Origin of the sequence: Snodgrassella sp. ESL0253 (assembly GCF_013344965.1) — a bacterium.
Taxonomy (GTDB): Bacteria; Pseudomonadota; Gammaproteobacteria; order Burkholderiales; family Neisseriaceae; genus Snodgrassella; species Snodgrassella alvi_B.
In genome coordinates, this window is record NZ_JAAEDQ010000005.1 from 172,165 (window position 1) to 196,658 (window position 24,494).

General features: G+C 46.7%; 25 protein-coding genes. 24 read left to right on the forward strand and 1 reads right to left on the reverse strand.

Annotated elements, in window-relative coordinates; translation table 11 throughout:
* Positions 1–745 precede the first annotated feature (745 nt).
* The 10 genes from GYX26_RS06040 to GYX26_RS06085 all read left to right on the forward strand — a co-directional run bounded on the left by GYX26_RS06040 (position 746) and on the right by GYX26_RS06085 (position 8,209).
* Complete coding sequence (locus GYX26_RS06040; RefSeq protein WP_174828514.1) at positions 746–988, forward strand: hypothetical protein; 243 nt, start codon at positions 746–748, stop codon at positions 986–988.
* 198 nt (positions 989–1,186) lie between these two features.
* The gene (locus GYX26_RS06045) at positions 1,187–1,426 is read left to right on the forward strand and encodes an NGO_0222 family membrane protein (protein ID WP_174828411.1); all 240 of its coding nucleotides are present in this window, start codon (positions 1,187–1,189) and stop codon (positions 1,424–1,426) included.
* Positions 1,416–2,030: a non-canonical purine NTP pyrophosphatase gene (locus GYX26_RS06050; protein WP_100114554.1), complete on the forward strand. Its 615-nt coding sequence runs from the start codon at positions 1,416–1,418 to the stop codon at positions 2,028–2,030. Before GYX26_RS06045 ends, GYX26_RS06050 begins: the two co-directional genes overlap by 11 nt.
* The gene (hemW, locus tag GYX26_RS06055) at positions 2,023–3,222 is read left to right on the forward strand and encodes a radical SAM family heme chaperone HemW (protein ID WP_174828515.1); all 1,200 of its coding nucleotides are present in this window, start codon (positions 2,023–2,025) and stop codon (positions 3,220–3,222) included. The genes GYX26_RS06050 and hemW overlap by 8 nt, the downstream gene beginning before the upstream one ends.
* 43 nt (positions 3,223–3,265) lie before the next feature.
* Positions 3,266–3,652: a RidA family protein gene (locus tag GYX26_RS06060; RefSeq protein WP_100091453.1), complete on the forward strand. Its 387-nt coding sequence runs from the start codon at positions 3,266–3,268 to the stop codon at positions 3,650–3,652.
* A 64-nt stretch (positions 3,653–3,716) separates the two neighbouring features.
* Complete coding sequence (locus tag GYX26_RS06065) at positions 3,717–4,550, forward strand: symmetrical bis(5'-nucleosyl)-tetraphosphatase (protein WP_174828517.1); 834 nt, start codon at positions 3,717–3,719, stop codon at positions 4,548–4,550.
* A gap of 239 nt (positions 4,551–4,789) precedes the next feature.
* Positions 4,790–5,368 (forward strand): hypothetical protein, encoded by a 579-nt coding sequence (locus tag GYX26_RS06070; RefSeq protein ID WP_174828518.1) that lies wholly within the window; start codon positions 4,790–4,792, stop codon positions 5,366–5,368.
* Between the two features lie 234 nt (positions 5,369–5,602).
* Complete coding sequence (gene hslV, locus GYX26_RS06075) at positions 5,603–6,136, forward strand: ATP-dependent protease subunit HslV (protein ID WP_100091456.1); 534 nt, start codon at positions 5,603–5,605, stop codon at positions 6,134–6,136.
* A 59-nt stretch (positions 6,137–6,195) separates the two neighbouring features.
* The gene (hslU, locus tag GYX26_RS06080) at positions 6,196–7,533 is read left to right on the forward strand and encodes an ATP-dependent protease ATPase subunit HslU (RefSeq protein ID WP_238791242.1); all 1,338 of its coding nucleotides are present in this window, start codon (positions 6,196–6,198) and stop codon (positions 7,531–7,533) included.
* An 85-nt stretch (positions 7,534–7,618) separates the two neighbouring features.
* Positions 7,619–8,209 carry a biotin transporter BioY gene (locus GYX26_RS06085; protein WP_174828519.1) on the forward strand — a complete coding sequence of 197 codons (591 nt, stop codon included), beginning with the start codon at positions 7,619–7,621 and terminating at the stop codon, positions 8,207–8,209.
* A 103-nt stretch (positions 8,210–8,312) separates the two neighbouring features.
* Here GYX26_RS06085 and GYX26_RS06090 read toward each other — a convergent pair whose 3' ends face one another.
* Positions 8,313–8,651 (reverse strand): P-II family nitrogen regulator, encoded by a 339-nt coding sequence (locus GYX26_RS06090; protein ID WP_100091458.1) that lies wholly within the window; start codon positions 8,649–8,651, stop codon positions 8,313–8,315.
* Positions 8,652–8,817: 166 nt separating this feature from the next.
* Between GYX26_RS06090 and purL the strand changes: the two genes are divergently transcribed.
* From purL to GYX26_RS06160, 14 genes are all read left to right on the forward strand, one after another.
* Positions 8,818–12,753: a phosphoribosylformylglycinamidine synthase gene (purL, locus tag GYX26_RS06095; RefSeq protein WP_174828520.1), complete on the forward strand. Its 3,936-nt coding sequence runs from the start codon at positions 8,818–8,820 to the stop codon at positions 12,751–12,753.
* 19 nt (positions 12,754–12,772) lie between these two features.
* Positions 12,773–13,279 (forward strand): S-ribosylhomocysteine lyase, encoded by a 507-nt coding sequence (luxS, locus tag GYX26_RS06100; protein WP_174828521.1) that lies wholly within the window; start codon positions 12,773–12,775, stop codon positions 13,277–13,279.
* Between the two features lie 386 nt (positions 13,280–13,665).
* Positions 13,666–15,945 (forward strand): class 1a ribonucleoside-diphosphate reductase subunit alpha, encoded by a 2,280-nt coding sequence (gene nrdA, locus GYX26_RS06105; protein ID WP_174828522.1) that lies wholly within the window; start codon positions 13,666–13,668, stop codon positions 15,943–15,945.
* Between the two features lie 95 nt (positions 15,946–16,040).
* Positions 16,041–17,174, forward strand: coding sequence for a class Ia ribonucleoside-diphosphate reductase subunit beta (gene nrdB / locus GYX26_RS06110; RefSeq protein WP_100113739.1), 1,134 nt, complete (start codon positions 16,041–16,043; stop codon positions 17,172–17,174).
* A 62-nt stretch (positions 17,175–17,236) separates the two neighbouring features.
* On the forward strand, positions 17,237–17,554 hold the full coding sequence (gene yfaE, locus GYX26_RS06115; RefSeq protein ID WP_100113738.1) for a class I ribonucleotide reductase maintenance protein YfaE: 318 nt from the start codon (positions 17,237–17,239) through the stop codon (positions 17,552–17,554).
* Positions 17,555–17,628: 74 nt separating this feature from the next.
* Entirely contained in the window at positions 17,629–18,360 is a 732-nt protein-coding gene (gene pdxJ / locus GYX26_RS06120) for a pyridoxine 5'-phosphate synthase (RefSeq protein ID WP_174828523.1), read from the forward strand.
* Positions 18,361–18,383: 23 nt separating this feature from the next.
* Complete coding sequence (gene acpS / locus GYX26_RS06125; RefSeq protein WP_100113736.1) at positions 18,384–18,770, forward strand: holo-ACP synthase; 387 nt, start codon at positions 18,384–18,386, stop codon at positions 18,768–18,770.
* Positions 18,767–19,555, forward strand: coding sequence for an NUDIX domain-containing protein (locus GYX26_RS06130; RefSeq protein WP_174828524.1), 789 nt, complete (start codon positions 18,767–18,769; stop codon positions 19,553–19,555). The genes acpS and GYX26_RS06130 overlap by 4 nt, the downstream gene beginning before the upstream one ends.
* A gap of 93 nt (positions 19,556–19,648) precedes the next feature.
* Positions 19,649–20,089, forward strand: coding sequence for a hypothetical protein (locus GYX26_RS06135; RefSeq protein WP_174828526.1), 441 nt, complete (start codon positions 19,649–19,651; stop codon positions 20,087–20,089).
* A gap of 84 nt (positions 20,090–20,173) precedes the next feature.
* Positions 20,174–20,473 carry an accessory factor UbiK family protein gene (locus GYX26_RS06140; RefSeq protein ID WP_100091467.1) on the forward strand — a complete coding sequence of 100 codons (300 nt, stop codon included), beginning with the start codon at positions 20,174–20,176 and terminating at the stop codon, positions 20,471–20,473.
* 11 nt (positions 20,474–20,484) lie between these two features.
* Positions 20,485–21,981: a YifB family Mg chelatase-like AAA ATPase gene (locus GYX26_RS06145; RefSeq protein WP_174828528.1), complete on the forward strand. Its 1,497-nt coding sequence runs from the start codon at positions 20,485–20,487 to the stop codon at positions 21,979–21,981.
* Positions 21,982–22,079: 98 nt separating this feature from the next.
* The gene (locus GYX26_RS06150) at positions 22,080–22,799 is read left to right on the forward strand and encodes an SPOR domain-containing protein (RefSeq protein WP_174828529.1); all 720 of its coding nucleotides are present in this window, start codon (positions 22,080–22,082) and stop codon (positions 22,797–22,799) included.
* Positions 22,800–22,832: 33 nt separating this feature from the next.
* Positions 22,833–23,528 carry a thiol:disulfide interchange protein DsbA/DsbL gene (locus GYX26_RS06155; protein WP_100091470.1) on the forward strand — a complete coding sequence of 232 codons (696 nt, stop codon included), beginning with the start codon at positions 22,833–22,835 and terminating at the stop codon, positions 23,526–23,528.
* A gap of 108 nt (positions 23,529–23,636) precedes the next feature.
* On the forward strand, positions 23,637–24,455 hold the full coding sequence (locus tag GYX26_RS06160) for an undecaprenyl-diphosphate phosphatase (protein ID WP_174828530.1): 819 nt from the start codon (positions 23,637–23,639) through the stop codon (positions 24,453–24,455).
* Positions 24,456–24,494 lie beyond the last annotated feature (39 nt).

The following is a 24,494-nucleotide window of genomic DNA, read 5'->3' on the forward strand; positions in this document are numbered from 1 at the left end:
CTGTGAATACAGTCATTCAGACACTGCGCCCTCTAGCAGCAACATTATTAATAACCTGACTCTGGTTATCATCCCCGCTACCTAAAATGGCGATTCAATACACTGAAATAAAAATAACTGATATAGCTGTACAAATTCAGTGAAATCTTATTTATCTGAATTTGCTCTGGTAAACTGAAATTCAGATAATATTCAGATATTTAATAATATAAAGCATGGTTGTAGGATTAATCAGCTTTGATTATTTTCAGCATCACAATCAAATGTTTTCTGGCCAGTATGGGTATTTTTCGGGTTAAAATATTATTTCTACATTACATACTAAGCATTTATAACCTGATACATGATATAAATGTTCAGGATGCAAATAAACGGTTGATACAAACTTTAAATACTGATATTAAAATGCCAAATATGAAAAAACTGATTATAAATTATTGTTTTCTAGCAATGACGGTGATTACCACTCTCGTTATGGGTACCATCTTCTTTGCCGATATACGTTATCCTTTGTGGTACAGTATTTGCTGTTTTATCATTGCTGCCATTGGATTGATAATAATAACACCATTTACGATTAAGCTAATTAAAATCAGCCGGAATTCAAATTAATCACCAGCAACTGCAAGCAAAAACTCATTCATAGCTAAAGAATAGATATTGATTAAAGTTTTATTGTAAAATAGTGAAAATCTTACAAAATTAATCTTCATTAATAGCCTTCTTCTTAAAGGGAACAACACTAATGAAAAAATTGATTATTATTTATATTGTTACATCATTACTATTTATAGTATCCATCTATATCGGTTTTTTACTATATCGAAATGAACACCAGCTTTCTGCTTATAGTACAACATGTTTTATTATTAGTTTGATTATTGCAATTGCTCAATTACCATTAGTCATCAAAATAACCAAAATGAGGCAGAATAAAGAACAGACACCAGATAGCACTACAGATTTTACCTCGCTTGGAAAAAAATAAATTTTTACATCTGAAAATACGAATAAGTATATTGAATTGAAGAAACTGTATCTCATTTAAATCCGGATGATAACTAATGATTAATTCATTTTATATTCTGTTTCATTCTGAAAACCATAATCTGCTATAAACTATAGCGATTTACCTGATTACTGTAGCCGGCTTCAAGCCATACCATTTATTTTTAAGCATGCCAATATGACTAAATTCAAACTGTTATTACTCATTCTGGCTTCATGTACCTTTATGTTTATTGGCTGGGTGGTCTTAGGCTGTTATTATTGGGTGCATCAACAGCACACTATTACGATAACTTGCTGTTTACTTGCTTTTGTCAGTGCACTGGGACAATTTGCAGCACTGGCATTTACACTACGCGAACGCGCCTCCCAGCAAATGTATCAGGCCTTATCCTCCAACGATATTAATCATGAATAAAATTGTTCTTGCCAGTAACAATCAAGGCAAACTGGCTGAATTCAGCCGCCTGTTTAGATCATTGAACATAGAAATTGTGCCGCAGTCGGTTTTCAACATCACCGAATGCCCAGAACCCTATGTGACTTTTGTAGAAAATGCACTGGCTAAAGCTCGACATGCCAGCCGCCATAGCGGGTTACCAGCACTGGCCGATGATTCCGGTATTTGTGCCAATGCCCTGCATGGCGCTCCCGGCGTACATTCTGCCCGCTATGCGGGTACAGAGCCAAAATCTGATGCCGCCAACAATGCCAAACTGGATGCCCAGCTGCGCCAAAATAGTGACAAAAGCGTATTTTACGTATGTGTACTGGTACTGGTGCGCCATCCAGACGACCCACAGCCACTGATTGCCGAAGCAAACTGGCCGGGGTTGTGGCAGTCATCTGCTGCCGGAAATAATGGCTTTGGCTATGATCCGCATTTCTACTTACCTGAGCAGCAATTAACCGCAGCACAAATGAGCCAGGAAGAAAAAAACCGCATCAGCCACCGAGCGCAGGCACTGCATATTCTCATGGCAAAACTCCAGCAACAATACGGCCTGAATTCTAATGCCTGAGTATCCTGTTTCATTACAAACACCACAGAGTCATTCTCCACATCTGTCCGGCTTACCGCCATTATCGCTGTATATTCATATTCCATGGTGTGTACGTAAATGCCCGTATTGCGATTTCAATTCGCATCAGTTGAAACAGGAGTTGGATGAACAAGCCTATATTGCTGCCTTATTAACCGATCTGGAAACGGAACTGCCCTATTTCTGGGGCAGGCCAGTGCATACAATTTTTATCGGCGGCGGTACCCCCAGCCTGCTTTCGGCAGCTGCTTTTGAGCAGCTGTTAAGTGGTATTCGTGCGCGGGTTAATCTGTTGCCAGCAGCGGAAATCACACTGGAAGCCAATCCGGGTACATTCGAACGCAATCGTTTTGCAGCTTTTGCGGCAGCGGGCATTAACCGCCTTTCAATCGGCGTGCAAAGTTTTGCCGACGATAAACTGGCAACTCTGGGGCGTATTCACAACCGTGATGAAGCGCTGAGTGCAATTGAATCTGGTTTAACTTTATTTCCCAAAGTGAATATAGATTTAATGTATGCCCTGCCCGGACAAACAGTCACACAGGCACAGGAGGATATTCGTACAGCCATTGCAACCGGCGTACAGCATATCAGTGCCTATCAGCTTACACTGGAACCAAATACACCGTTTGCCCATACTCCTCCGCCACAATTGCCAGACGATGACCACATCGCTGATATCGAAGAAACCGTGCATACAGCATTACATCAGGCCGGATTCACTCACTACGAAACTTCAGCTTTTGCCCAGCCGCAACAGGAATGCCGGCATAATCTAAACTACTGGCAATTTGGTGACTATATCGGTATTGGTGCCGGTGCCCATGGTAAAATATCCACTGCTCAGGCAATTGAGCGTACAACCCGCAGCCGGCATCCAAAAGACTATTTGCAGGCTATGCAACAGCAACCGCAGCGCGCAATTACCCGTCAACAGGTATCGGCACAGGATTTACCGTTTGAATTTATGCTCAATGTCCTGCGACTGACTACCGGCGTGCCCAGTACATGGTTTAGTGAACGTACCGGCCTGCCACTGGCTTCGATACAGCATGCCATTACTCAGGCAGTTGAACGCGGCTTACTGGATGCAAATCCGCTGTATTTACGCCCCACGCCACTAGGACGCAGTTTTCTGAATGATTTACTGGCTTTATTTTTAAAAACCTGATTATTTGATAATCCTTTTTTCTTTAATGCAAAGGAGTAGCAACATGAGTAAAAATATTATTCATACTGATAAAGCACCAGCCGCCATCGGCGCTTATTCTCAGGCTGTACGCGCTGGAAACACCGTATACCTGTCCGGCCAGATTCCACTGGTAGCTGAAACCATGCAGGTAGTAGAGGGTGGTTTTGCAGAACAGGCACACCAAGTATTTAAAAACCTTCAGGCAGTTGCAGAAGCAGCTGGCGGCAGCCTGAATGATCTGGTGAAAGTAAACGCTTATTTAACCGACTTAAGCAATTTTGCTACCTTTAATGAGATTATGGCGCAATACTTTACTGCTCCATACCCTGCCCGTGCTGCTGTTGAAGTTTCTGCCTTACCCAAAGGTGTGCAGGTTGAAGCAGAAGGTGTTCTGGTTCTGGACAAGTAAGCAGACAAATTCAGGGCAGGCAGTCAAAATGGCTGTTTGTTCCTGAATGGTTGGGAGGTTGAATATGGCGCAATACGTGATTGGTGATATACAGGGATGCCTGGCAGAATTTCAGAGTCTGCTGACGAAACTGGACTTTAATCCCGGTACCGATACTTTATGGCTTACTGGTGATCTGGTCAATCGTGGCCCCCAGTCACTGGCTACTTTGCGTCTGGTTAAACAGCATGATGGCTGTATGCAAACTATTCTGGGCAACCATGATTTGCATTTACTGGCGCTGCATTACGGCTATGGCAAACTCAAACGTGCGGACACAATCAGCGACATTCTCAATGCGCCCGACAGAAAAGAATTAATTGATTGGTTACGCCAGCAACCTTTATACCGCCAGCAGGCAGATTATGTACTGGTGCATGCAGGTATCTGGCCAGAGTGGACGTGTACACAGGCACAATTGCTGGCACAGGAAGTGGAAACCGTCTTACAGAATACACCGCAACAGTTCTTTGCCCACATGTACGGCAATAAACCCGATCAATGGAACAACAGCCTAAGTGGCGATGAAAGACTGCGTTTCATCACCAACAGCTTCACACGGATGCGTGCGCTCACCGATAATGGTGCCATGGATTTTGACTATAAAGGCACACTTAATGATATGCCGGCACATCATTTACCATGGTTTGAGGCTCCAAACCGACAGAATACAGATAAAACTATTTTATTTGGTCACTGGTCGGCATTGGGTCTGTATGAGACAAATAATGTTGTCTGCGTGGACACTGGTGCATTATGGGGCGGCAGCCTGACTGCATTTAATCTAGACGACAGAAGCGTGGTACAGACACCAAGTCAAACAAAGTTAAATTTTGAAAATTTAATGTGCAAAAAATAATGACCATTACGTGCAAATGTTTAATCGATAAAGCAAATATTGTATTTAAACATCACGTTGTGCGGAAATTTTTATCCCAGCATTCTTCATACAATAACAATAACATTTATTGGATATTTTTAATACTAACCAACATTAGATAAAAAAGAATAAGATACATCCATTGCATCTTTACCTAAGCCAAGTATGATGGTTTATGTTATCTAAAAATTTATTCATAAATGCTTGAAGGAGTTGTCATGAAAAAAGTTCTTGTCCCTGCTGTAATGTTAATGCTTGCTCTGACTGGCTGTGCATCTAAATCTCATCACAAGGCACCTGTCACCCAGTCAACCACAACTACTACAACCACAGCAGCTACTACTGCTGATGTACAGATTGACGGACGTAAAGAAGTATCTTACCTGTGTGGTACCGGCAACGCTAGAAACAGCTTACGTGTAATGTATGGCTTGCAAGGCCAGAATGTAGTGGCAGCTCAGGTAAATTATCAAGGCAAACTGTCTCCGGTAATGATGCGTGATGCCCGCGACGTTAACTACAATACTTTCGTTTCTCCTGAAGGCATCACCTGGAAAACAGCTATTGCTACCAGCGACACTGTAGATCAAGTAGATGCTTTAGGTTTGGTGCAACCTAGCAAACAGGTTGTTAATGGTCAGGAAAGAATTGTTCCGCAAATTGTTACCCAGAACTGCGTCGTAGATAATGGTACAAATGGTACAGTAGCAACTGCTCCTGCGAAAACCAAAACTGTTAAAACCACCAAAACCGTTACCACTCAAAAAGTATACAAGCACAAAAAAACAAAAAAATAAGTAACCGTGTTTGAAAAACGGCAACCTTTCAGGTTGTCGTTTTTTTATATAAATAAAAAAAGCAGCTATTCTAAAAATATGATATACCTTAGTTAGTTACATTCATTAGCATACAATACCCCCGCTGAATAAACGGCATATAAACTTGAAAGCCAGCCAGACTGCCCTTATTTAAAGGCAGTTATTTTTTTCCAACAGTTATTGTGGCTGTTGGTCAACAAAGGATCACGAGACATGCAACAATTCGACGGCACCACCATTATTTCCGTTCGGCGCGGCGAAAACGTCGCCATCGGTGGCGATGGTCAAGTGACATTGGGGAATACCATTATTAAAGGCACCGCACGCAAAGTGCGTAAACTGTATAACAATCAGGTTCTGGCCGGCTTTGCCGGTGGTACTGCCGATGCATTCACCCTGATTGAACTATTTGAAAGCAAATTGCAGAAACATCAGGGTAAACTGATGCTGGCAGCGATTGAGCTGGCCAAGGAATGGCGTACTGACCGCGCGCTGCGTCGTCTGGAGGCAATGTTAATTGTGGCCGACAAAAAAAATACACTGGTGATTACCGGTAACGGCGATGTACTTGAACCAGAACAAAGTATTGCCGCCATTGGTTCCGGTGGTGCATTTGCCCAGTCTGCCGCCCGCGCACTAATGGAAAACACCGAACTGGAACCAGCTGTGGTAGTTAAAAAATCACTGGAAATCGCTGGTGATATCTGCATTTATACCAATCAGAGCCACACTATCGAAACCTTGTAATTACCTTGGTTAGTTAATTTAAATTGTCAATAACGGTCAAACCTCAAGATTGGAACAAGATGAGTACAGCAGTAATGACCCCGAGCGAAATCGTTCATGAACTGGATAAACATATTATCGGCCAGACTCAGGCCAAACGTGCGGTAGCAGTAGCACTGAGAAACCGTTATCGCCGCAGTCGTGTTGCCGAACCATTACAAAGTGAAATTGTCCCGAAAAACATTCTGATGATTGGCCCTACCGGCGTGGGTAAAACTGAGATTGCGCGCCGCCTCGCTCGTCTGGCCAATGCGCCGTTTATCAAGATAGAAGCCACTAAATTTACCGAAGTGGGCTATGTTGGCCGCGATGTGGACAGCATTATTCGCGACCTGATTGAAATTGCGCTGAAAAACATCCGCAGCCAGACAATCGCCAAAAATCGCGACCGTGCACAGGATGCGGCGGAAAACCGCATTCTGGATGCCCTGCTGCCACCACCACGCAGCGTAGGTTTTGCTGGCGAACCGCAGGAAGCACAACCGGAAAACCACACCCGGCAAAAATTCCGCCAGATGCTACGTAAAGGCGAACTGGATGATAAAGAAATTGAAATCGAAGTCGCCGCTTCTCCTTCTCCAGCCATGTCAGTAATGGGCCCTCCGGGAATGGAAGACTTTACCAATCAGTTGCAGGACATGTTCAGCAGCATGGGACAGGGTAAAACCAAAGCGCAGAAAATGAAAGTAAGCGCTGCTATGAAACTGTTGCTGGATGAAGAGGCAGCCAAACTGGTAAGTGAAGAAGAATTACGCGAGCAGGCCATCAAAGCGGTTGAGCAAAACGGTATTGTATTTCTGGATGAAATCGACAAAATCGCTACTGATAGCAACCGACATGGTGGTGATGTGTCGCGTCAGGGTGTGCAACGTGATCTGTTACCACTGGTTGAAGGCACAACAGTGCAAACCAAGTATGGCATGATTAAAACTGACCATATCCTGTTTATTGCCTCTGGCGCATTCCATCTCAATCGTCCGAGTGACCTGATACCCGAATTACAGGGACGCTTCCCTATCCGGGTTGAGCTGGATAATCTGAGTGTGGACGACTTCAAAGCCATCCTCACCACCACACATGCCAATCTAACCGAGCAATATGCTGCCCTACTGGCTACTGATGACGTAAATCTGCAATTTACTGATGACGGTATCGCCCGTATTGCCGAAATTGCATTTCAGGTTAATGAAAAAACTGAAAATATTGGCGCACGCCGCTTGCATACAGTGATGGAAAAACTGCTTGAAGAAGTTTCTTTCGAAGCTCCTGCCGGTGACATAGCCATAGATGCAGCCTATGTAGATGCGCGATTGCAGGATATTGCCGAGCGTGAAGATTTAGCTCGTTACGTACTGTAACCCAATATTCAAGCGGCCACGGCCGCTTTTTTATTTGCCTGCCGTATGTCTTTTTACCTGATTTTTATTCTGTTTAAGGCTTTCCATGAATTCCACATTATCCCGTACCTTTCAGCCTTATCTGCTGCAATACTGTTCTTTAGTCCAGTGGCAGCGCAAATTACTGGCAACCACAGCCGCAACACTGATAATGGCCTTATCAGCCAATATCAGCATTCCCCTGCAACCTGTGCCTTTATCCCTGCAATCTCTGGCTGTTTTACTGATTGGCGCCGCTCTGGGGCGCAGACTTGCCGTATTGGCCATGCTTGAGTATCTAATACTGGGAGCTTGCGGCCTGCCTTTTTTTGCCGGTGGCCATGGCGGGATAAATGTCCTGACATCGGCTTCAGCCGGTTATCTGTATGGGTTTGTTGTCAGTGCCTATATAGCAGGCATAGCGGCCGAAAGAGGTTACGACCGGCATTTTCTTAGCGGACTGTGTGCCTTTGCCCTTGCTCACCAGATTATATTTGTCTTTGGAGTTGTTTATCTGGCTCTCTATCTGCACACTGATATCTATCAAGCCCTGCAACTGGGCTATCTGCCATTTGCCGGCTTTGATTTACTCAAGTTTTTTATCGCCACCGTGACGATGCTGGGGTTGTGGCATCGCCCTGGCCAAAAACGGCACTGATATTTTATAGACACAAAAAAACCGTCTGAATACAATTGATTGATACATTAAAGTATTCTATTGTAGTTGAGTTCAGACGGTATGGTATTAATCTGGCCTGCGTTTAAATTGCCGCCTCATTCTGCTCGCCGGTACGAATGCGCACCGCCTCTTCCACCGGTAATACAAAAATTTTACCATCGCCGATTTTGCCAGAGTGAGCAGCAGCCACAATGACCTCAATTGCCTGCTCTACTCTCTCGTCTGGCAATACCAGTTCGATTTTTACCTTGGGTAAAAAATCTACCGCATATTCAGCACCACGATAAATTTCAGTATGCCCTTTCTGGCGTCCAAAACCTTTGACCTCAGATACAGTCATTCCGCTAAAACCTACATCAGACAAGGCCTCACGTACATCATCCAGCTTGAACGGTTTAATGATTGCTTCAATCTTTTTCATACCAGCGCTTCCCTTTTTACTGTATCCACACAATTAAAAACTACCATATCCTTATCTGAAACTCAAACCACTCCTACCCAATAACATAAAATCAAGCATAGCGCCTAGTTTTCGCGTAAAATTGCGCCTCAGCCCAAACCCACTACCAAAGTGAGCTACCCTCATCATGTCAGTTGTACTGTCACTATGCGGCGAGGCCGCACTTTCCCCCTTTCGTATTGAAAAATTGTTACAGCAGGCTGCAAAACTGCAACTGGACTGCAATGTTCAGATAAATAGCGAATTTCGCTATTTTGTGGCTTCAGCAACTGCACTCAATTCAGATAATCAGCAAAAACTACTTGAACTATTGCGTGCCACGCACCTAAACAGCAATGCCTTGCCTGGTACCCAGCTACTGGTTATCCCACGTTTGGGAACCATTTCGCCCTGGGCTTCCAAAGCCACCAATATTGCTCACAATTGTGGCCTTACTGCAATTGAACGCATCGAACGCGGTATTCTGTATTCCTTTTCCCGCCCGCTCAGTCAGCAGGAACAGGATAGCTGGCAGGTAATATTGCATGACCGCATGACTGAAAGCGTACTTGCTTCTGTTGCAGATGCGGCACAACTGTTTCACGCCACAGCAGCGCAGAGTTTTACCTGTATTGATATACTGGCAGAAGGCAAATGCGCGCTGGAAACTGCAAACCGGCAAATGGGACTGGCATTATCCGCAGATGAGATAGACTATCTGGTGGAAAATTATCAGCAGCTACAACGCAATCCTACAGATGTAGAACTGATGATGTTTGCTCAGGCAAACTCCGAACATTGCCGCCACAAGATTTTTAATGCCAAATTTATCATTGATGATGAAGCCAAACCCGATTCCCTGTTTGGCATGATTCGCGCCACCCATCAGGCTCATCCCGAAGGCACACTGGTAGCTTATAAAGACAATTCTTCCATTATTGCCGGCGCCAGTATTGAACGCTTCTACCCACAGGCTAATCAACAACAGCAATATCGGTTTAATACAGAAGAAACCCATATTCTGATGAAAGTGGAAACTCATAATCACCCTACTGCAATTGCACCTTTTGCCGGTGCGGCTACCGGCTCCGGAGGTGAAATCCGCGATGAAGGCGCAACAGGCAAAGGAGCGCGCCCTAAAGCGGGTCTAAGTGGTTTCAGCGTTTCCAATCTTTCCATACCCGAATTTATCCAGCCGTGGGAACAATATACAGCTACCCGTAATCAGTATGGCAAACCAGCACACATCAGCAGTGCACTGGATATCATGCTGGACGGCCCGATTGGCAGTGCAGCTTTTAATAATGAATTTGGCCGTCCCAATCTTCTCGGTTATTTCCGCACCTTTGAAGAATTATTCAGCGGTACCATGCGTGGCTTTCATAAACCCATCATGATCGCCGGCGGACTCGGTAATATTCAGGCACAGCAGGTTTTCAAGGACAATATCCCCGCCGGTGCATTACTCATTCAGCTCGGCGGCCCCGGCTTGCTCATCGGTCTGGGTGGAGGAGCTGCATCCAGCATGAGCACCGGAGCCAATCATGCCGATCTGGATTTTGACTCAGTACAACGCGGCAATCCAGAAATTGAGCGTCGTGCCCAGGAAGTTATCGACCGCTGCTGGCAGCTGGGTACAGACAACCCGATTATTTCTATTCATGATGTCGGTGCTGGTGGTTTATCCAATGCCTTTCCGGAACTGGTAAACGATGCAGGCCGTGGGGCTGTGTTTCAGTTACGTCAGATACCACTGGAAGAACATGGTCTCAATCCGCTGCAAATCTGGTGTAATGAAGCACAGGAACGCTATGTATTAGCCATACTGCCAGAAAATCTGGAAATTTTTCAGACTATCTGCCAGCGTGAGCGCTGTCCGTTTGCTGTGGTTGGTACCGCCACAGACGACGGACAATTACAGCTACGTGATGATTTGTTTAACAATAATCCGGTAGATATCCCACTGGACGTATTACTGGGCAAACCACCCAAAGTTACCCGTACCGACTATACCGTTAACGAAGAAATCGCGCCCTTTGATGGCAGCAAACTGGACATTCGTGAAAGTCTTTACCGGGTATTACGTCTGCCAACAGTAGCCAGCAAGCAGTTTCTGATTACCATTGGTGACCGCAGTGTTGGCGGCCTTACCCACCGTGACCAAATGGTTGGACGTTTCCAGACACCGGTGGCAGACGTCGCGGTTACCAAAATGGGCTTTAATACCCTGCTTGGTGAAGCCATGAGTATGGGCGAGAAATCACCTCTGGCATTATTTTCCGGCGCGGCATCTGGACGCATGGCCGTTGGCGAGGCATTAACCAACATCGCCGCTGCCGACATCGGCACACTCAACAAGATTAAACTTTCTGCCAACTGGATGGCTGCCTGTGGTTTTGCTGGTGAAGATGCACGTCTGTATGAAACAGTAGAAGCTGTATCTGAGCTATGCCAGAAATTGCAACTAAGTATTCCCGTTGGCAAAGATTCCTTGTCAATGCAAACAATCTGGCATGATACCGGCGAAGAAAAAAGAGTGGTGTCACCGTTATCTGCGGTTATCACTGCTTTTGCCCCGGTAAACAATGTTTGCCATACTGTTACGCCTGAATTACAGAATATCGCGGACACTACCCTGCTGGCCATCGACCTTGGGCAGGGCTGTAGCCGCATGGGTGGCAGTGCCCTGCAACAGGTATGGAAAAACCTCAGCGGCCGTGCACCTGATGTAAATACACCAGCACTACTGGCTGATTTTTTCCAGCTCATACAATCGTTAATCCGCGCACAGAAAATTCTGGCATATCATGATCGCAGCGACGGCGGTCTGGTGGTGACACTGGCAGAAATGATGTTTGCCGCCCATATAGGCGTAACCATTAACATCGCCTCACTTATCCAGCAAACCAACCAGCACAGCCACAACCAGAAGCTACAGGACGCGGCTGTACGTAGCCTCTTTACTGAAGAGCTCGGTGCCGTGATTCAGGTACACAATGCAGATGTTGCCGGCATTCAGGCTGCCTTTGCTGCGGCCGGCTTGGCTGATACGCTGCATGTACTTGGCCACATCAACACCACCGACCGGTTAATGGTACATCACGGCAACACAGTTCTACTCAATGAAAATCGGGTAGACCTGCAAAAGAGCTGGAGTGAAACCAGTTATCACATGCAACGCTTACGCGATAATCCGTACTGTGCCGACAGTGAATTTGCCTTACTGGAACAGGAACGCTTAGCCGGATTATTTGCCGAATTAAGCTTTAACCCTGCCGAAGATATTGCTTTGCCCTATATTCATCGTGGTGAGCAGCCTAAAGTGGCTATTCTGCGTGAACAGGGAGTAAACGGACAGCAGGAAATGGCCGCCGCATTCACACGAGCCGGCTTTGCTGCCCATGATGTACACATGAGTGATTTGCTGGCCGGACGGGTAACACTGAAAGATTTTCACCTGCTGGCTGCCTGCGGTGGTTTTAGTTATGGTGATGTGCTCGGTGCCGGTGAAGGCTGGGCCAAAAGTATTTTATTTAACCAGCAGCTTCGGCAACAGTTTGCTGAATTTTTTGCCCGTCAGGACACACTAACTCTGGGTGTATGCAATGGTTGCCAGATGCTCAGCAATCTGGCTGAGATTATCCCGGGTACAGATACATGGCCACGTTTCCACCGCAATCATTCCGAACAGTTTGAAGCACGCCTGAGTATGGTTACCGTCCCTGCCTCACCATCATTAATTCTGGCGGATATGGTTGGCAGCAGCTTGCCAGTTGTAGTAAGCCATGGTGAAGGACGGGCAGACTTTGCCCATTTATCCGAAAACAGCGTGCCGTCAGAGCTGGCCATTGCGCTACAATATGTGGACGGCCATAATCAGGTAACGGATATTTATCCGCTCAACCCGAATGGATCTCCCGCCGGTATTGCCGGTGTCAGCAGTCAGGATGGTCGCGTCACCATCATGATGCCGCACCCGGAACGAGTATTTCAGACAGCACAAATGAGCTGGGCTCCACGAGACTGGCCGGAAATGTCTGGCTGGTACCGGCTGTTTGCCAGTGCCCGGAAAGTTTTAGGCTAACAACTACCAAGGAATCATCATGCCATTACTGGATAGTTTTACTGTAGACCATACCCGCATGCATGCACCAGCAGTGCGTGTAGCCAAAAACATGACGACGCCCAAAGGGGATGACATCACCGTGTTTGATTTGCGTTTCTGCAAACCCAATCAGGCCATTCTGCCAGAAAAAGGCATGCATACACTCGAACATTTGTTTGCTGGTTTTATGCGCGACCACCTCAACAGCGACAAAGTGGAAATTATCGACATTTCCCCCATGGGCTGTCGCACTGGCTTTTACATGAGCCTGATTGGAACACCTGATGAAGCCACCGTGGCCAAAGCCTGGGCAGCGGCCATGCAGGATGTGCTTGCCGTAGCCGACCAAAATCACATACCCGAACTGAACCGTTATCAATGTGGCAGCTACACCATGCATTCGCTTGAAGAAGCCAAAGCCATTGCTCAAAAGGTACTGGATAGCCAGATTAGCATTAATTACAACAATGACTTAAAACTGGATGAGTCACTATTGCAACACTAAAGCCCAGTATCTGAAATTACTGTCTAAAATTAAGTGACGCCATGCCGAGCTTATATTTTAGGCAGTATATCTTTTTCCCTGTAAATGTAGCCAGATACAGCGCAGATTTATCCCCCGATATAAAAAAACTAATAAAACTGAAAAATTAATAATTTTTTTTACTGTTTCATTCAAAATGAGACAAATCAAACCAAACTGTTTGTGAATCAACAAAAATCATTACATCGCTTAACCCACCCATTATGAAGAAGCGGATATAGTCAGTTTTGACAAGTCTTTTTTTTAAAGCAAAAAACCAGTATATTGTGTTCAGAATAACAGTTGACCACTACATTTTGTGTCGTCACTGTTTTTTTCTGCTTTACTTGTGCTAGAAAGAATCACTCATGAATGCGGTAGCCAATCTCAAAGTAACCAAACGTAACGGAAGTTTGGAAGACATCAATCTGGATAAAATTCATAAAGTTGTTACCTGGGCGGCAGAGGGACTGGATAATGTATCCGTATCTCAGGTAGAAATGCGCTCACACATCCAGTTTTACAATGGTATTCGCACAGATGACATTCACGAAACCATTATCAAAGCCGCTGCCGACCTGATATCTACCGAAACACCAGACTATCAGTATCTGGCTGCCCGTCTGGCTATCTTCCACTTACGCAAAATTGCTTTTGGCCGGTTTGAACCGCCACATCTATATGACCACGTAACCTGCCTGACTGAATCAGGCAAATACGATAAACACATATTACAGGATTATTCACGGGCCGAGTTTGATGAACTGAATGCCTGTATTGACCATAATCGCGACCTGACGTTCTCCTATGCAGGAGTCAAACAGCTCGAAGGCAAATATCTGGTACAAAACCGGGTCACCAAACAAATCTTTGAAAGCCCACAGTTCTTATATATGCTGGTAGCAATGTGTCTGTTTGCCCGCTATCCGCAGACAAGCCGACTGGAGTATGTAAAAAAATTCTATCACGCCATCAGTACCTTCAAAATTTCCCTGCCCACACCAATTATGTCTGGTGTGCGCACACCAACACGCCAGTTTTCTTCCTGCGTGCTGATTGAATGCGATGACAGCCTTGACAGCATCAATGCCACCACCAGCTCGATTGTCAAATATGTATCCCAGCGAGCCGGCATTGGTATTAACGCAGGCCGTATTCGCGCTCTGGGCAGCGAAATACGTGGTGGTGAAGCCCAGCACACCGGCTGCATCCCGTTTTATAAAATGTTTCAGGCGGCGGTTAAATCATGCTCACAAGGAGGAGTACGCGGCGGAGCAGCCACCCTGTTCTATCCCCTATGGCATCTGGAAGTAGAAAATCTGCTGGTACTGAAAAACAACCGTGGCGTGGAAGAAAACCGTGTCCGTCATCTGGATTACGGCGTACAGATTAACCGCCTGCTGTATACCCGCCTGATTAAGGGTGAAAACATCAGCCTGTTTTCACCATCAGAAGTACCGGGGCTGTATGACGCATTTTTTGCTGATCAGGACGAATTTGAACGCCTCTATGTCTTATACGAAAAAGACAGCAGTATTACCCGTCGCAGTATTCCTGCTGTTGACCTGTTCTCCCTGTTAATGCAGGAACGCGCCGGTACCGGACGGATTTATATCCAGAATGTCGACCACTGCAATACCCACAGTCCGTTTGATCCCAAACTGGCACCGGTACGCCAGTCCAACCTGTGTCTGGAAATTGCCCTGCCCACCCGTCCACTGAACGACATCAATGACCCGGATGGTGAAATTGCCCTGTGTACCCTGTCGGCATTCAATCTGGGCGCACTGGAAAATCTGGAAGAGCTAGAAGAACTGGCCGAGCTCGCTACCCGTGCTCTGGATGCCTTGCTGGATTATCAGAACTATCCTATCAAGGCTGCCGAACTGGCTACCATGAACCGGCGTACACTAGGTATTGGGGTTATCAACTTTGCTTACTATCTGGCCAAAAACGGCGTGAAATACAGTGATGGCTCAGCCATCGGCCTTACCCACCGTACATTTGAGGCCATCCAGTACTACCTGCTCAAAGCATCGGTGAAACTGGCAAAAGAGCTGGGTGCCTGCCCTAAATTCAGCGACACCACCTATGCACAGGGCTTATTGCCAATTGATACCTACAAAAAAGATTTGGATAAAATCTGTCAGGAACCGCTACATCTGGACTGGGAAGCCTTGCGTGCCGACATCGTCAAACATGGCCTGCGCAACTCCACCCTGACAGCACTGATGCCTTCAGAAACATCCAGCCAGATTGCCAATGCCACCAATGGTATCGAGCCCCCGCGCGGACTGGTATCCGTGAAAGCATCCAAAGACGGTATTCTCAAACAGGTTGTGCCAGAATTCGAACGCCTGCACCACCAGTATGAGCTGCTGTGGGATATGCCAAACAATGAAGGCTACCTGCATCTGGTGGGTATTATGCAAAAATTCATCGACCAGTCGATATCAGCCAATACCAACTACGACCCACAACGCTTTGAAGGACAAAAAGTCCCGATGAAGCAATTAATCAAGGATTTACTGACAGCCTATAAATTCGGCCTGAAAACCTTGTATTACCAGAATACCCGTGATGGTGCCGACGACATGCAGACCAGCATTCAGGATGACGGCTGTGCCAGCGGTGCCTGCAAAATCTGATTCCCCAAGGGTGCTCAGGCACCCTTTTATTCCCCTATTCCCCATCTACGTCAATTTAAATAAAGAGTATCGCCATGGCCTGTGAGCATCTGTCAATGAACTACAGCACATTCTGTCAAAAACCGAATAATGCCCTGACAGAACCTATGTTCTTCGGTCAGCCTGTCAATGTAGCCCGTTATGATCAGCAGAAATTTGATATTTTTGAAAAACTGATTGAAAAACAATTGTCCTTCTTCTGGCGCCCGGAAGAAGTGGACGTGTCGCGCGACCGCATCGACTATGCCAACTTACCCGAGCATGAAAAACACATCTTTATCAGCAATCTGAAATACCAGACTCTGCTTGATTCCATACAGGGACGTAGTCCTAATGTTGCCCTACTGCCTCTGGTATCCATTCCCGAGCTGGAAACCTGGATTGAAACCTGGTCGTTTTCCGAGACCATTCATTCACGCAGCTATACCCACATCATTCGCAATATCGTCAACGACCCGTCCATCGTATTTGATGACATCGTACAAAACAAACACATCATTGCCCGTGCCGAAGAAATTGCCTGTTACTATGATGATTTAATCGAATATACCCAATACTACAACTTACTGGGCGTAGGCAAACACGAGATTAACGGCAAAACCATAGAAATCAGTCTGCATGAGCTGAAGAAAAAACTCTACCTGTGCCTGATGTGTGTCAACGTGCTCGAAGCAATCCGTTTTTATGTTTCATTTGCCTGCTCTTTTGCTTTTGCCGAACGCGAGCTAATGGAAGGCAATGCCAAAATCATCAAACTGATTGCTCGCGATGAGGCTTTGCATCTCACCGGCACACAGCAAATACTCAACCTGATGCGTACAGGTGCAGATGACCCGGAAATGGCACAGATTGCGGCGGAAACCGAAGAAGAATGCTTCCAGCTCTTCCACCGTGCCGCCATGCAGGAAAAAGACTGGGCTGAATACCTGTTTAAAGACGGATCCATGATTGGCCTGAATAAAGACATTCTTGGCCAGTATGTAGAATACATCACCAACCTGCGCATGCAGGCTGTGGGTTTACCACCTGCTTTTGAGCATGCCAAGCAGAACCCGATTCCCTGGATTAATGCCTGGCTGTCTTCAGACAATGTACAGGTTGCACCACAGGAAGTTGAAGTCAGCTCATATCTAGTTGGCCAGATTGATGCCGAACTGAATGAAGACGATTTAAGCGATTTTGAGCTTTAAATCCGTACCGCCCCAGTCTGGCGAAAGTCACAAACACTAACCGGAATGCAGCAACACTGAAAATGAGCCTAATCACCACCTGCGACAAAACGTTTACCCTGCAACAGGATGAAACCTTGCTGGAAGGGCTGGAACGTACCGGACACGAAGTTGAATACCAGTGTCGTAGTGGTTATTGCGGTTCCTGCCGCCTCAAACTGCTTTCCGGACAAGTGAGTTATCCTGAGCAGCCACTGGCCTTTATCGCGCCAGGTGAAATATTGCCCTGCTGCTGTCAGGCAGACAGCGATGTGCATCTGGACTGCCACCTCAGAAGCGACGCCCCGGAACATAATCCTGATCTTTTTGATAACGATTTATTTGCAGCAAAACAAAGTTAAATCAGTTTATCTTTACAGCCAGACAAGGGTAAAGTATCGTGACATATTATTTAACCAGCACTAGGTAAAAGCTTATGCTACTTGGCGTAAACATAGACCACGTTGCAACTGTGCGTAATGCCCGCGGCAGTATTTATCCCAGCCCACTGGAGGCCGCACTGTTAGCTGAAACGCATGGTGCTGATCTGATTACCATGCATCTGCGTGAAGATCGGCGTCATATTCGTGATGCTGATGTCTTCGCTGTCAAAAACGCCATCAGCACCCGCCTCAATCTGGAAATGGCGCTTACCCCGGAGATGTTGGATAACGCGCTGGCCGTTCAGCCAGCCGATGTATGCATCGTTCCGGAAAAAAGACAGGAAATCACCACCGAAGGTGGGCTGGATGTGCTGTCACAGCAGGACAAAGTAGCGGAATATACCCAGAAACTAACTGCTGCCGGCATTCGCGTATCGCTGTTTATCGACGCTGACAGCCGGCAAATACAGGCCAGTCGTGAAGTTGGTGCACCAGTCATAGAACTGCATACGGGTGCCTATGCCGATGCTGCTGACACACAGCAGCGCCAGCAACAACTGGCGCGCATCGAAGATGCCGCTCATCAGGCCAGCGAAATGGGCATAATCGTCAATGCCGGGCATGGGCTGAATATTCATAATGTCGCCCCCATTGCCAAAATTCTGGCCATTCATGAACTCAATATCGGCCATGCACTGATTGCTCAGGCCATTTTCATCGGATTGCCCCAAGCCATTGAACAAATGAAAACAGCCATTTTTCGTGCACGCAGCATTCCTTATTAATCTTTACCAGCAAAAGGAAAAAAATGATTTACGGCATAGGTACAGACTTAGTAAAAATTGACCGCATCGCCAAAATGTGTAAAACCTACGGAGCCAATGCCGTGGCCGAAAAAATGCTGTCACGGATCGAAGCACTGGAATGGCCTTCAGCCAATCAGCCTGTCGAGTTTCTGGCCAAACGTTTTGCAGCCAAAGAAGCTTTCGCCAAAGCCGTACATACCGGTTTGCGCAGCCCGGTTACTCTTCGCAATATCGGTATTGGTCACAATGAACTGGGTCGTCCTGAATTTATTGTTGAAAGGCCATTGGCACAATGGCTCAAGCAAAAAAACATCGGGCGCATCCATCTGAGTCTAACTGATGAAGACAATCATATCGTGGCCTTTGCTGTAGCCGAGTATGCCGAATGAGTGATAGCAGTCTGATTGAAGTGGTTGCCGGCGTTCTTTACAACCAGCAGGGTGAATTTCTGCTTAGCTCGCGTCCGGCAGGCAAAGCCTATGCTGGCTACTGGGAATTTGCCGGTGGTAAAGTTGAAGCAGAAGAAAGCCGTCTGGCTGCATTACAGCGCGAATTTACCGAAGAGCTGGGCATAGAAGTCACCACTGCCGCCCCATGGCTAACCAAAATTCACCGTTATGAACATGCCCATGTTCACCTGCATTTTTATCGCATTGCTGCTAACCAGTGGCATGGACAATTAACTGCACGTGAACAGCAAAGCTGGTGCTGGCAAAAACCCGGCAATCTCACAGTTGCCCCAATGTTGCCGGCAAACGCGCCTATTCTGGCTGCATTAGCCATTCCAACTAACATGAGTGGCCATTTAAATACAGGCTTTCATACCGCAACACCACAACAACCAGCATTACAGATACTGCCCTATCAGCCTGGTATAGCTACAACAACAGTTGTTTATGTACCAGCCAGCCAACTGCCACAACTGGCAAACCAACATCCCACAACCAACATCTGGGCTATCTGTCACAACCGTAAACAGTGGCTAGAGGCACAAACAGCCGCAGCTATTATCTGGCCTATAGCCAACAGTGAAGACATCCAGCTACTCCTTACCCTGTTACAGCAACATCCCTCCGGCGTACCAGTTATGGCTTTACTGGAAAAATCCAGTCAGCCTGTAGCACAGCCCGACTGGTTTACACTAGGCGTCCATGGCGTCATTCAGGAGCAATAATAGTCAACGTCAGTCTGTTACTTTATCCATCATAGTCTGCCCGACAACTACCAAATATTGACTTCTTAACTTACACTACTGCCTGCCAACACCATGACTCAGCCTGCCAGAAATTCAACCACCGTCATCATCGGACTACTTATCTTTATCATAGCTGTCCCCAGCATCATTGGCATTGTTCTTTGGCAAAACAGCCGTATAAATGCACAAAGCACACTCAGTAATTGCAACGTGCGCACCGGCTGCATATTGCCCGGCGGAGCAGTAATCCAATTTACACCGCCGGCCGATATCACCAAACCCTTTGACATCAGCATGCATCATGTACCAGCATCAGTACAGCGAATCAGCATCCATTTCACCATGCGCAATATGGATCTGGGCTTTAACCGTACAGATTTCAAGCCACAAGGACAAGGCATCTGGACAGCGCACCACGCCGTACTACCAGTATGTGTTGATGAGCGCAATGATTTTCTCGGCGATTTAACCCTTGACGGCCAGCACTACAATATTGTGTTTTCTGCTCCCTGAACAACACATAAGCATTGCATTGCCAACTGTTTCACCCGTACAATCACAGACATTGATTACCTTGCCATTAAAAGGATTCAGGTCATGTTCAGCAAAAAGTTTTTTGACGACATCAGCGATAAACTCGGTGATACCATCAGCAACAGCCCTATCAAAGACATGGAGAAAAATGTCAAATCCATGCTTGGCAGTGCTTTCAACCGGATGGATCTGATTACACGCGAAGAATTTGATATTCAGCAGCAGGTATTACTAAAAACCAGAGAAAAACTGGCCGAGCTAGAAACACGGGTAATTGCACTGGAAGCATTGCTGGCACAAAACAGCAACAACAGCACCACCCCTGCTTCTGCACCAGAGAACAATACCGATTCGCCTGCCTGAGGAATCAACCCATGTCATGGGCAGTTATTTATAGTCGTGCCCTGACAGGCATGGCAGCACCACTGGTAGAAGTAGAAGCTCATCTGGCCAATGGCCTGCCTGCATTCAGTATCGTTGGCTTACCGGATACCGAAGTCAAGGAAAGCCGGGATCGGGTAAGGGCTGCCATCATTCAGTCTGGTTTCGATTTTCCGGCCAAAAAAATTACCGTCAATCTAGCACCGGCTGATCTGCCTAAAGAATCGGGTCGGTTTGACCTGCCAATAGCCATCGGCATACTGGCAGCCTCCGGCCAGATAGACAGCGCCATTCTGCATCAGTATGAGCTGGCCGGAGAACTCGGCCTATCCGGCCAAATCAGGCCAATCCGTGGTGCCATCGCCATGGCAGAAGCTGCACGGCAACACCAGCGCGCCTTTATTCTGCCACAAGACAACGCTTTTCAAACTGCCTTACTGCCGCAAACACGGGTATATGGAGCCAGCACACTGGCTGCAGTAGCTGCCCATCTCAACCAGCAGCAATTACTTACTGCCGTTGAGACACAACACTTGCAACAGCAGCCGGTCGAAACAGCCTATCCCGATATGGCAGATGTACGCGGACAGCAAACAGCCAGACTGGCCCTGGAAATAGCCGCAGCCGGTGGTCACAGCTTATTGATGTCAGGACCACCGGGAACAGGCAAATCCATGCTGGCGCAGCGCCTGCCCGGTATATTACCTCCATTAACCGCAACAGAACTGGTAAGCGTCTGGTCTTTACAGTCACTTTTACCACACGGGCAGCAACAATACCAGCAAATACGGCCTTTTCGCTCCCCTCATCACAGCACCTCAGCCGTTGCGCTGGTAGGTGGTGGTTCCGATCCCCGGCCTGGTGAAATTTCTTTAGCGCACCACGGCATTTTGTTTCTGGATGAGCTGCCTGAATTTGACCGCAAAGTACTCGAAGTATTGCGGGAACCACTGGAAAGTGGCGAAATTCACATTTCCCGCGCCGCACGTCAGGCTACCTATCCAGCCAAATTTCAGCTTGTAGCCGCAATGAATCCCTGCCCATGTGGTTATCTTGGGCATCCAGTCAAGCCGTGTCGCTGCACACCGGAAGCCATATCCCGTTACCGAGATAAAATTTCCGGCCCCCTGCTCGACCGCATAGACCTCATTATCGATGTACCCAGCCTGCCGGCCAGTGACTTAATACAACAGGCGAATGGCGAAAACAGCAGCAGTATTCGTGAGCGTGTCAGCACAGCCCGCACGCGCCAGTATCAGCGTCAGGGTAAAATCAATGCACAATTAAGCAACCGTGAACTGGACAATATCGCCCGAATCAGCACTGAAGCCAAGCAGACTCTGGCCAGTGCCATGGAAAAACTATCACTTTCAGCACGCAGCTTTCATCGTATTTTGCGTATTGCCCGTACACTGGCAGATATGGCGGATACTCATGACGTTGAAACCAGTCATATTTTGCGCGCCATAAGTTTCCGCCGTGCTTTATAATATCAACAGGGCAAAAAATGGGCGTCATACCCATATGGATGACAATCCGGTCCTGAACAGATTTTGCCGTATACAATGCCAACATAAAGGCTTTCAACATGCATATAAACATACCTCTTCGTCAGGCAGGTAAAGGACTCGTCAGCTTTATCGTCGGTTTGCTAATTGCAACCATCGTCATTGCTGGCGTCCTGTTTTACCTGAACAAAAGCAAGTCAGATTTCAAAACTCCTGGTCACTCTACTGCTTCTGCGCCGCCACAGCCAGAAATACTCACACCAAATAATGCTTCACCTACCCAGCCATTTATACCGGAGACCTCTGCACCTACAGTCACAGCCAGCGAAACACAGGCTACTCCTACTGCCTCACAGCCGGTTAACATGGGCGGTATCGAAGACGAGGTCATTGACGAAGTCATTACAAACCACTCACAAGTAACCCAGCCAGCCGAACCGCATAAAACACCAGACAAAACACCCAAAAAAGCACCGTCTGCCCCCAAACATGCACATGTCACCCCAGAACAGATACTAAATAACGGCAGTCTGGAAAAAGCCCAGCAGGCTGCGGAAAAACAACATACTGACGGCAAAGTCTATCTGCAAATCGGTTCGTTTAACAATCGCACCGATGCCGATGCACAACGCGCCAAACTAGTAATGCTTGGCATCAACAGTAGCGTGCACAGTGCCAAAGTCAACGGTACAACCAAATACCGTGTTCAGACCGATCACCTGACCCAGACTCAGGCCAGCCAAATTAAAAAAACCTTGCAACAACACAATATCGACAGCCTGACCAGAGCAGCATCCTGAATCAGCCAGCTTTCATGAAAACAAGGAATCAACATGCTTAAAAAAATCATTAGAATCATGGCCACCACACTGGCATTTGCCAGTGGTATGGCACAGGCAGCATTAGTTAACGTAGACTACGTCGTACTCGATAAACCCATTCCACAACTGCACAAAAACAAAGTTGAAGTGCTGGAATTTTTCTCCTACAGCTGTATCCACTGTTCACATCTCGAACCATACATGCTCAAGGAAATGAAATCCTTCGCCCCCGATACCTATCTGCGCCCGGTGCACGTAGTGTGGGATGATAATATTTACTACAATCTGGCTCGTGTCGCCGCAGCAGTAAACAGTACCGGAATGAAACTACAGGCAGACCCGCCAATTTTTGATGCCATCTTTAACAAACAAATCGAATTATGGCGGCCTGAGGTATTCAACAAATGGGCAGTACAGCAAACTACATTTGATGGTCAAAAACTTGTCAAAGCCTACAACAGCCTGGAAAACGCTGCCGCAGCCACCAGCATGCGCAAACTGAGTGAAAAATACGACATCCAGTCCACACCAATCGTTATCGTTGGCGGCAAATACCAACTTAAATTTCCGCGAGGATTCGGAGCGGGAATGAAAACACTAAATGAATTAATTGAAAAAGTACGCAATGAAAATAGCACAGGGGCTACAAATACACGTAAACTACCCAAAAGCATAGGTGCCTCACTGGCTGCTTCTGCAAATCGATAGATTTTAATCTACAACTAAAACAATAGTGTGTTTACCCCTAAACACACTATTGTTTTGCTGTTTTGCGTAACAATCATGGCATCAATACACAAAGCACAGTAAATAAAAATGGATATTATCTTATTTCTAAAAGCCCTGATACTGGGCATCGTCGAAGGCCTAACCGAATTTTTACCTGTTTCCAGTACTGGCCATCTGATTGTTGTCGGCAACCTGCTTAAATTTCAGACTACAGGTGAAGTATTTGACATCACCATTCAGTTGGGTGCAATCCTCGCGATTGTTTTTGAATACAAACATCGCTTTGCTCATATCATCACCCATATTGGTAAAGAGCCTGCCACCAACCGTTTTGTTCTCAATCTGGCCATCGCCTTTATTCCCGCAGCCATCATGGGATTACTGTTCAGCGAGCAAATCAAACACTACCTGTTTAACCCCATCACTGTGGCCACTGCCCTTGTCATCGGCGGCCTGCTCATTCTCTGGATTGAGAAACGCCAGAGCCGCATCGAACCCAAAGTCAAAAGCGTAGAAGATATGCGTCCGCGCGATGCACTGGTAGTGGGAATGGCACAAATTCTGGCACTGATTCCCGGCACCTCCCGCTCCGGTAGTACCATTATGGGCGGCATGCTGTGGGGTATTGAGCGCAAAGCAGCCACAGAATTTTCGTTTTTTCTGGCCGTACCGGTAATGATTGCCGCCACCGGTTACGACATGCTCAAACATCTGAGTGAATTTACCCGGGACGATTTACTTTTAATCGCGATTGGCTTTGTAGCAGCATTTCTATCCGCACTCGTAGCCGTTAAAGCATTACTGCGCTTTGTTGCTCACAAAAACTATATTCCTTTCGCCTGGTACCGGATTATATTTGGCGGCATCATTTTGCTTACCTGGGCTACCGGCTGGGTAAAATGGTAGTCCAGCCATAATTGTCACTGGTATAAAAACGTTAAATTG

Bases quoted from the DNA above. Each gene is read 5' to 3' on its own strand.
- GYX26_RS06040 (WP_174828514.1), top strand. From the start codon at position 746: ATGAAAAAATTGATTATTATTTATATTGTTACATCATTACTATTTATA.
- GYX26_RS06045 (WP_174828411.1), top strand. From the start codon at position 1,187: ATGACTAAATTCAAACTGTTATTACTCATTCTGGCTTCATGTACCTTT.
- hemW (WP_174828515.1), top strand. From the start codon at position 2,023: ATGCCTGAGTATCCTGTTTCATTACAAACACCACAGAGTCATTCTCCA.
- GYX26_RS06060 (WP_100091453.1), top strand. From the start codon at position 3,266: ATGAGTAAAAATATTATTCATACTGATAAAGCACCAGCCGCCATCGGC.
- GYX26_RS06065 (WP_174828517.1), top strand. From the start codon at position 3,717: ATGGCGCAATACGTGATTGGTGATATACAGGGATGCCTGGCAGAATTT.
- GYX26_RS06070 (WP_174828518.1), top strand. From the start codon at position 4,790: ATGAAAAAAGTTCTTGTCCCTGCTGTAATGTTAATGCTTGCTCTGACT.
- hslV (WP_100091456.1), top strand. From the start codon at position 5,603: ATGCAACAATTCGACGGCACCACCATTATTTCCGTTCGGCGCGGCGAA.
- hslU (WP_238791242.1), top strand. From the start codon at position 6,196: ATGAGTACAGCAGTAATGACCCCGAGCGAAATCGTTCATGAACTGGAT.
- GYX26_RS06085 (WP_174828519.1), top strand. From the start codon at position 7,619: ATGAATTCCACATTATCCCGTACCTTTCAGCCTTATCTGCTGCAATAC.
- GYX26_RS06090 (WP_100091458.1), bottom strand. From the start codon at position 8,651: ATGAAAAAGATTGAAGCAATCATTAAACCGTTCAAGCTGGATGATGTA.
- purL (WP_174828520.1), top strand. From the start codon at position 8,818: ATGTCAGTTGTACTGTCACTATGCGGCGAGGCCGCACTTTCCCCCTTT.
- luxS (WP_174828521.1), top strand. From the start codon at position 12,773: ATGCCATTACTGGATAGTTTTACTGTAGACCATACCCGCATGCATGCA.
- nrdA (WP_174828522.1), top strand. From the start codon at position 13,666: ATGAATGCGGTAGCCAATCTCAAAGTAACCAAACGTAACGGAAGTTTG.
- nrdB (WP_100113739.1), top strand. From the start codon at position 16,041: ATGAACTACAGCACATTCTGTCAAAAACCGAATAATGCCCTGACAGAA.
- yfaE (WP_100113738.1), top strand. From the start codon at position 17,237: ATGAGCCTAATCACCACCTGCGACAAAACGTTTACCCTGCAACAGGAT.
- pdxJ (WP_174828523.1), top strand. From the start codon at position 17,629: ATGCTACTTGGCGTAAACATAGACCACGTTGCAACTGTGCGTAATGCC.
- acpS (WP_100113736.1), top strand. From the start codon at position 18,384: ATGATTTACGGCATAGGTACAGACTTAGTAAAAATTGACCGCATCGCC.
- GYX26_RS06130 (WP_174828524.1), top strand. From the start codon at position 18,767: ATGAGTGATAGCAGTCTGATTGAAGTGGTTGCCGGCGTTCTTTACAAC.
- GYX26_RS06135 (WP_174828526.1), top strand. From the start codon at position 19,649: ATGACTCAGCCTGCCAGAAATTCAACCACCGTCATCATCGGACTACTT.
- GYX26_RS06140 (WP_100091467.1), top strand. From the start codon at position 20,174: ATGTTCAGCAAAAAGTTTTTTGACGACATCAGCGATAAACTCGGTGAT.
- GYX26_RS06145 (WP_174828528.1), top strand. From the start codon at position 20,485: ATGTCATGGGCAGTTATTTATAGTCGTGCCCTGACAGGCATGGCAGCA.
- GYX26_RS06150 (WP_174828529.1), top strand. From the start codon at position 22,080: ATGCATATAAACATACCTCTTCGTCAGGCAGGTAAAGGACTCGTCAGC.
- GYX26_RS06155 (WP_100091470.1), top strand. From the start codon at position 22,833: ATGCTTAAAAAAATCATTAGAATCATGGCCACCACACTGGCATTTGCC.
- GYX26_RS06160 (WP_174828530.1), top strand. From the start codon at position 23,637: ATGGATATTATCTTATTTCTAAAAGCCCTGATACTGGGCATCGTCGAA.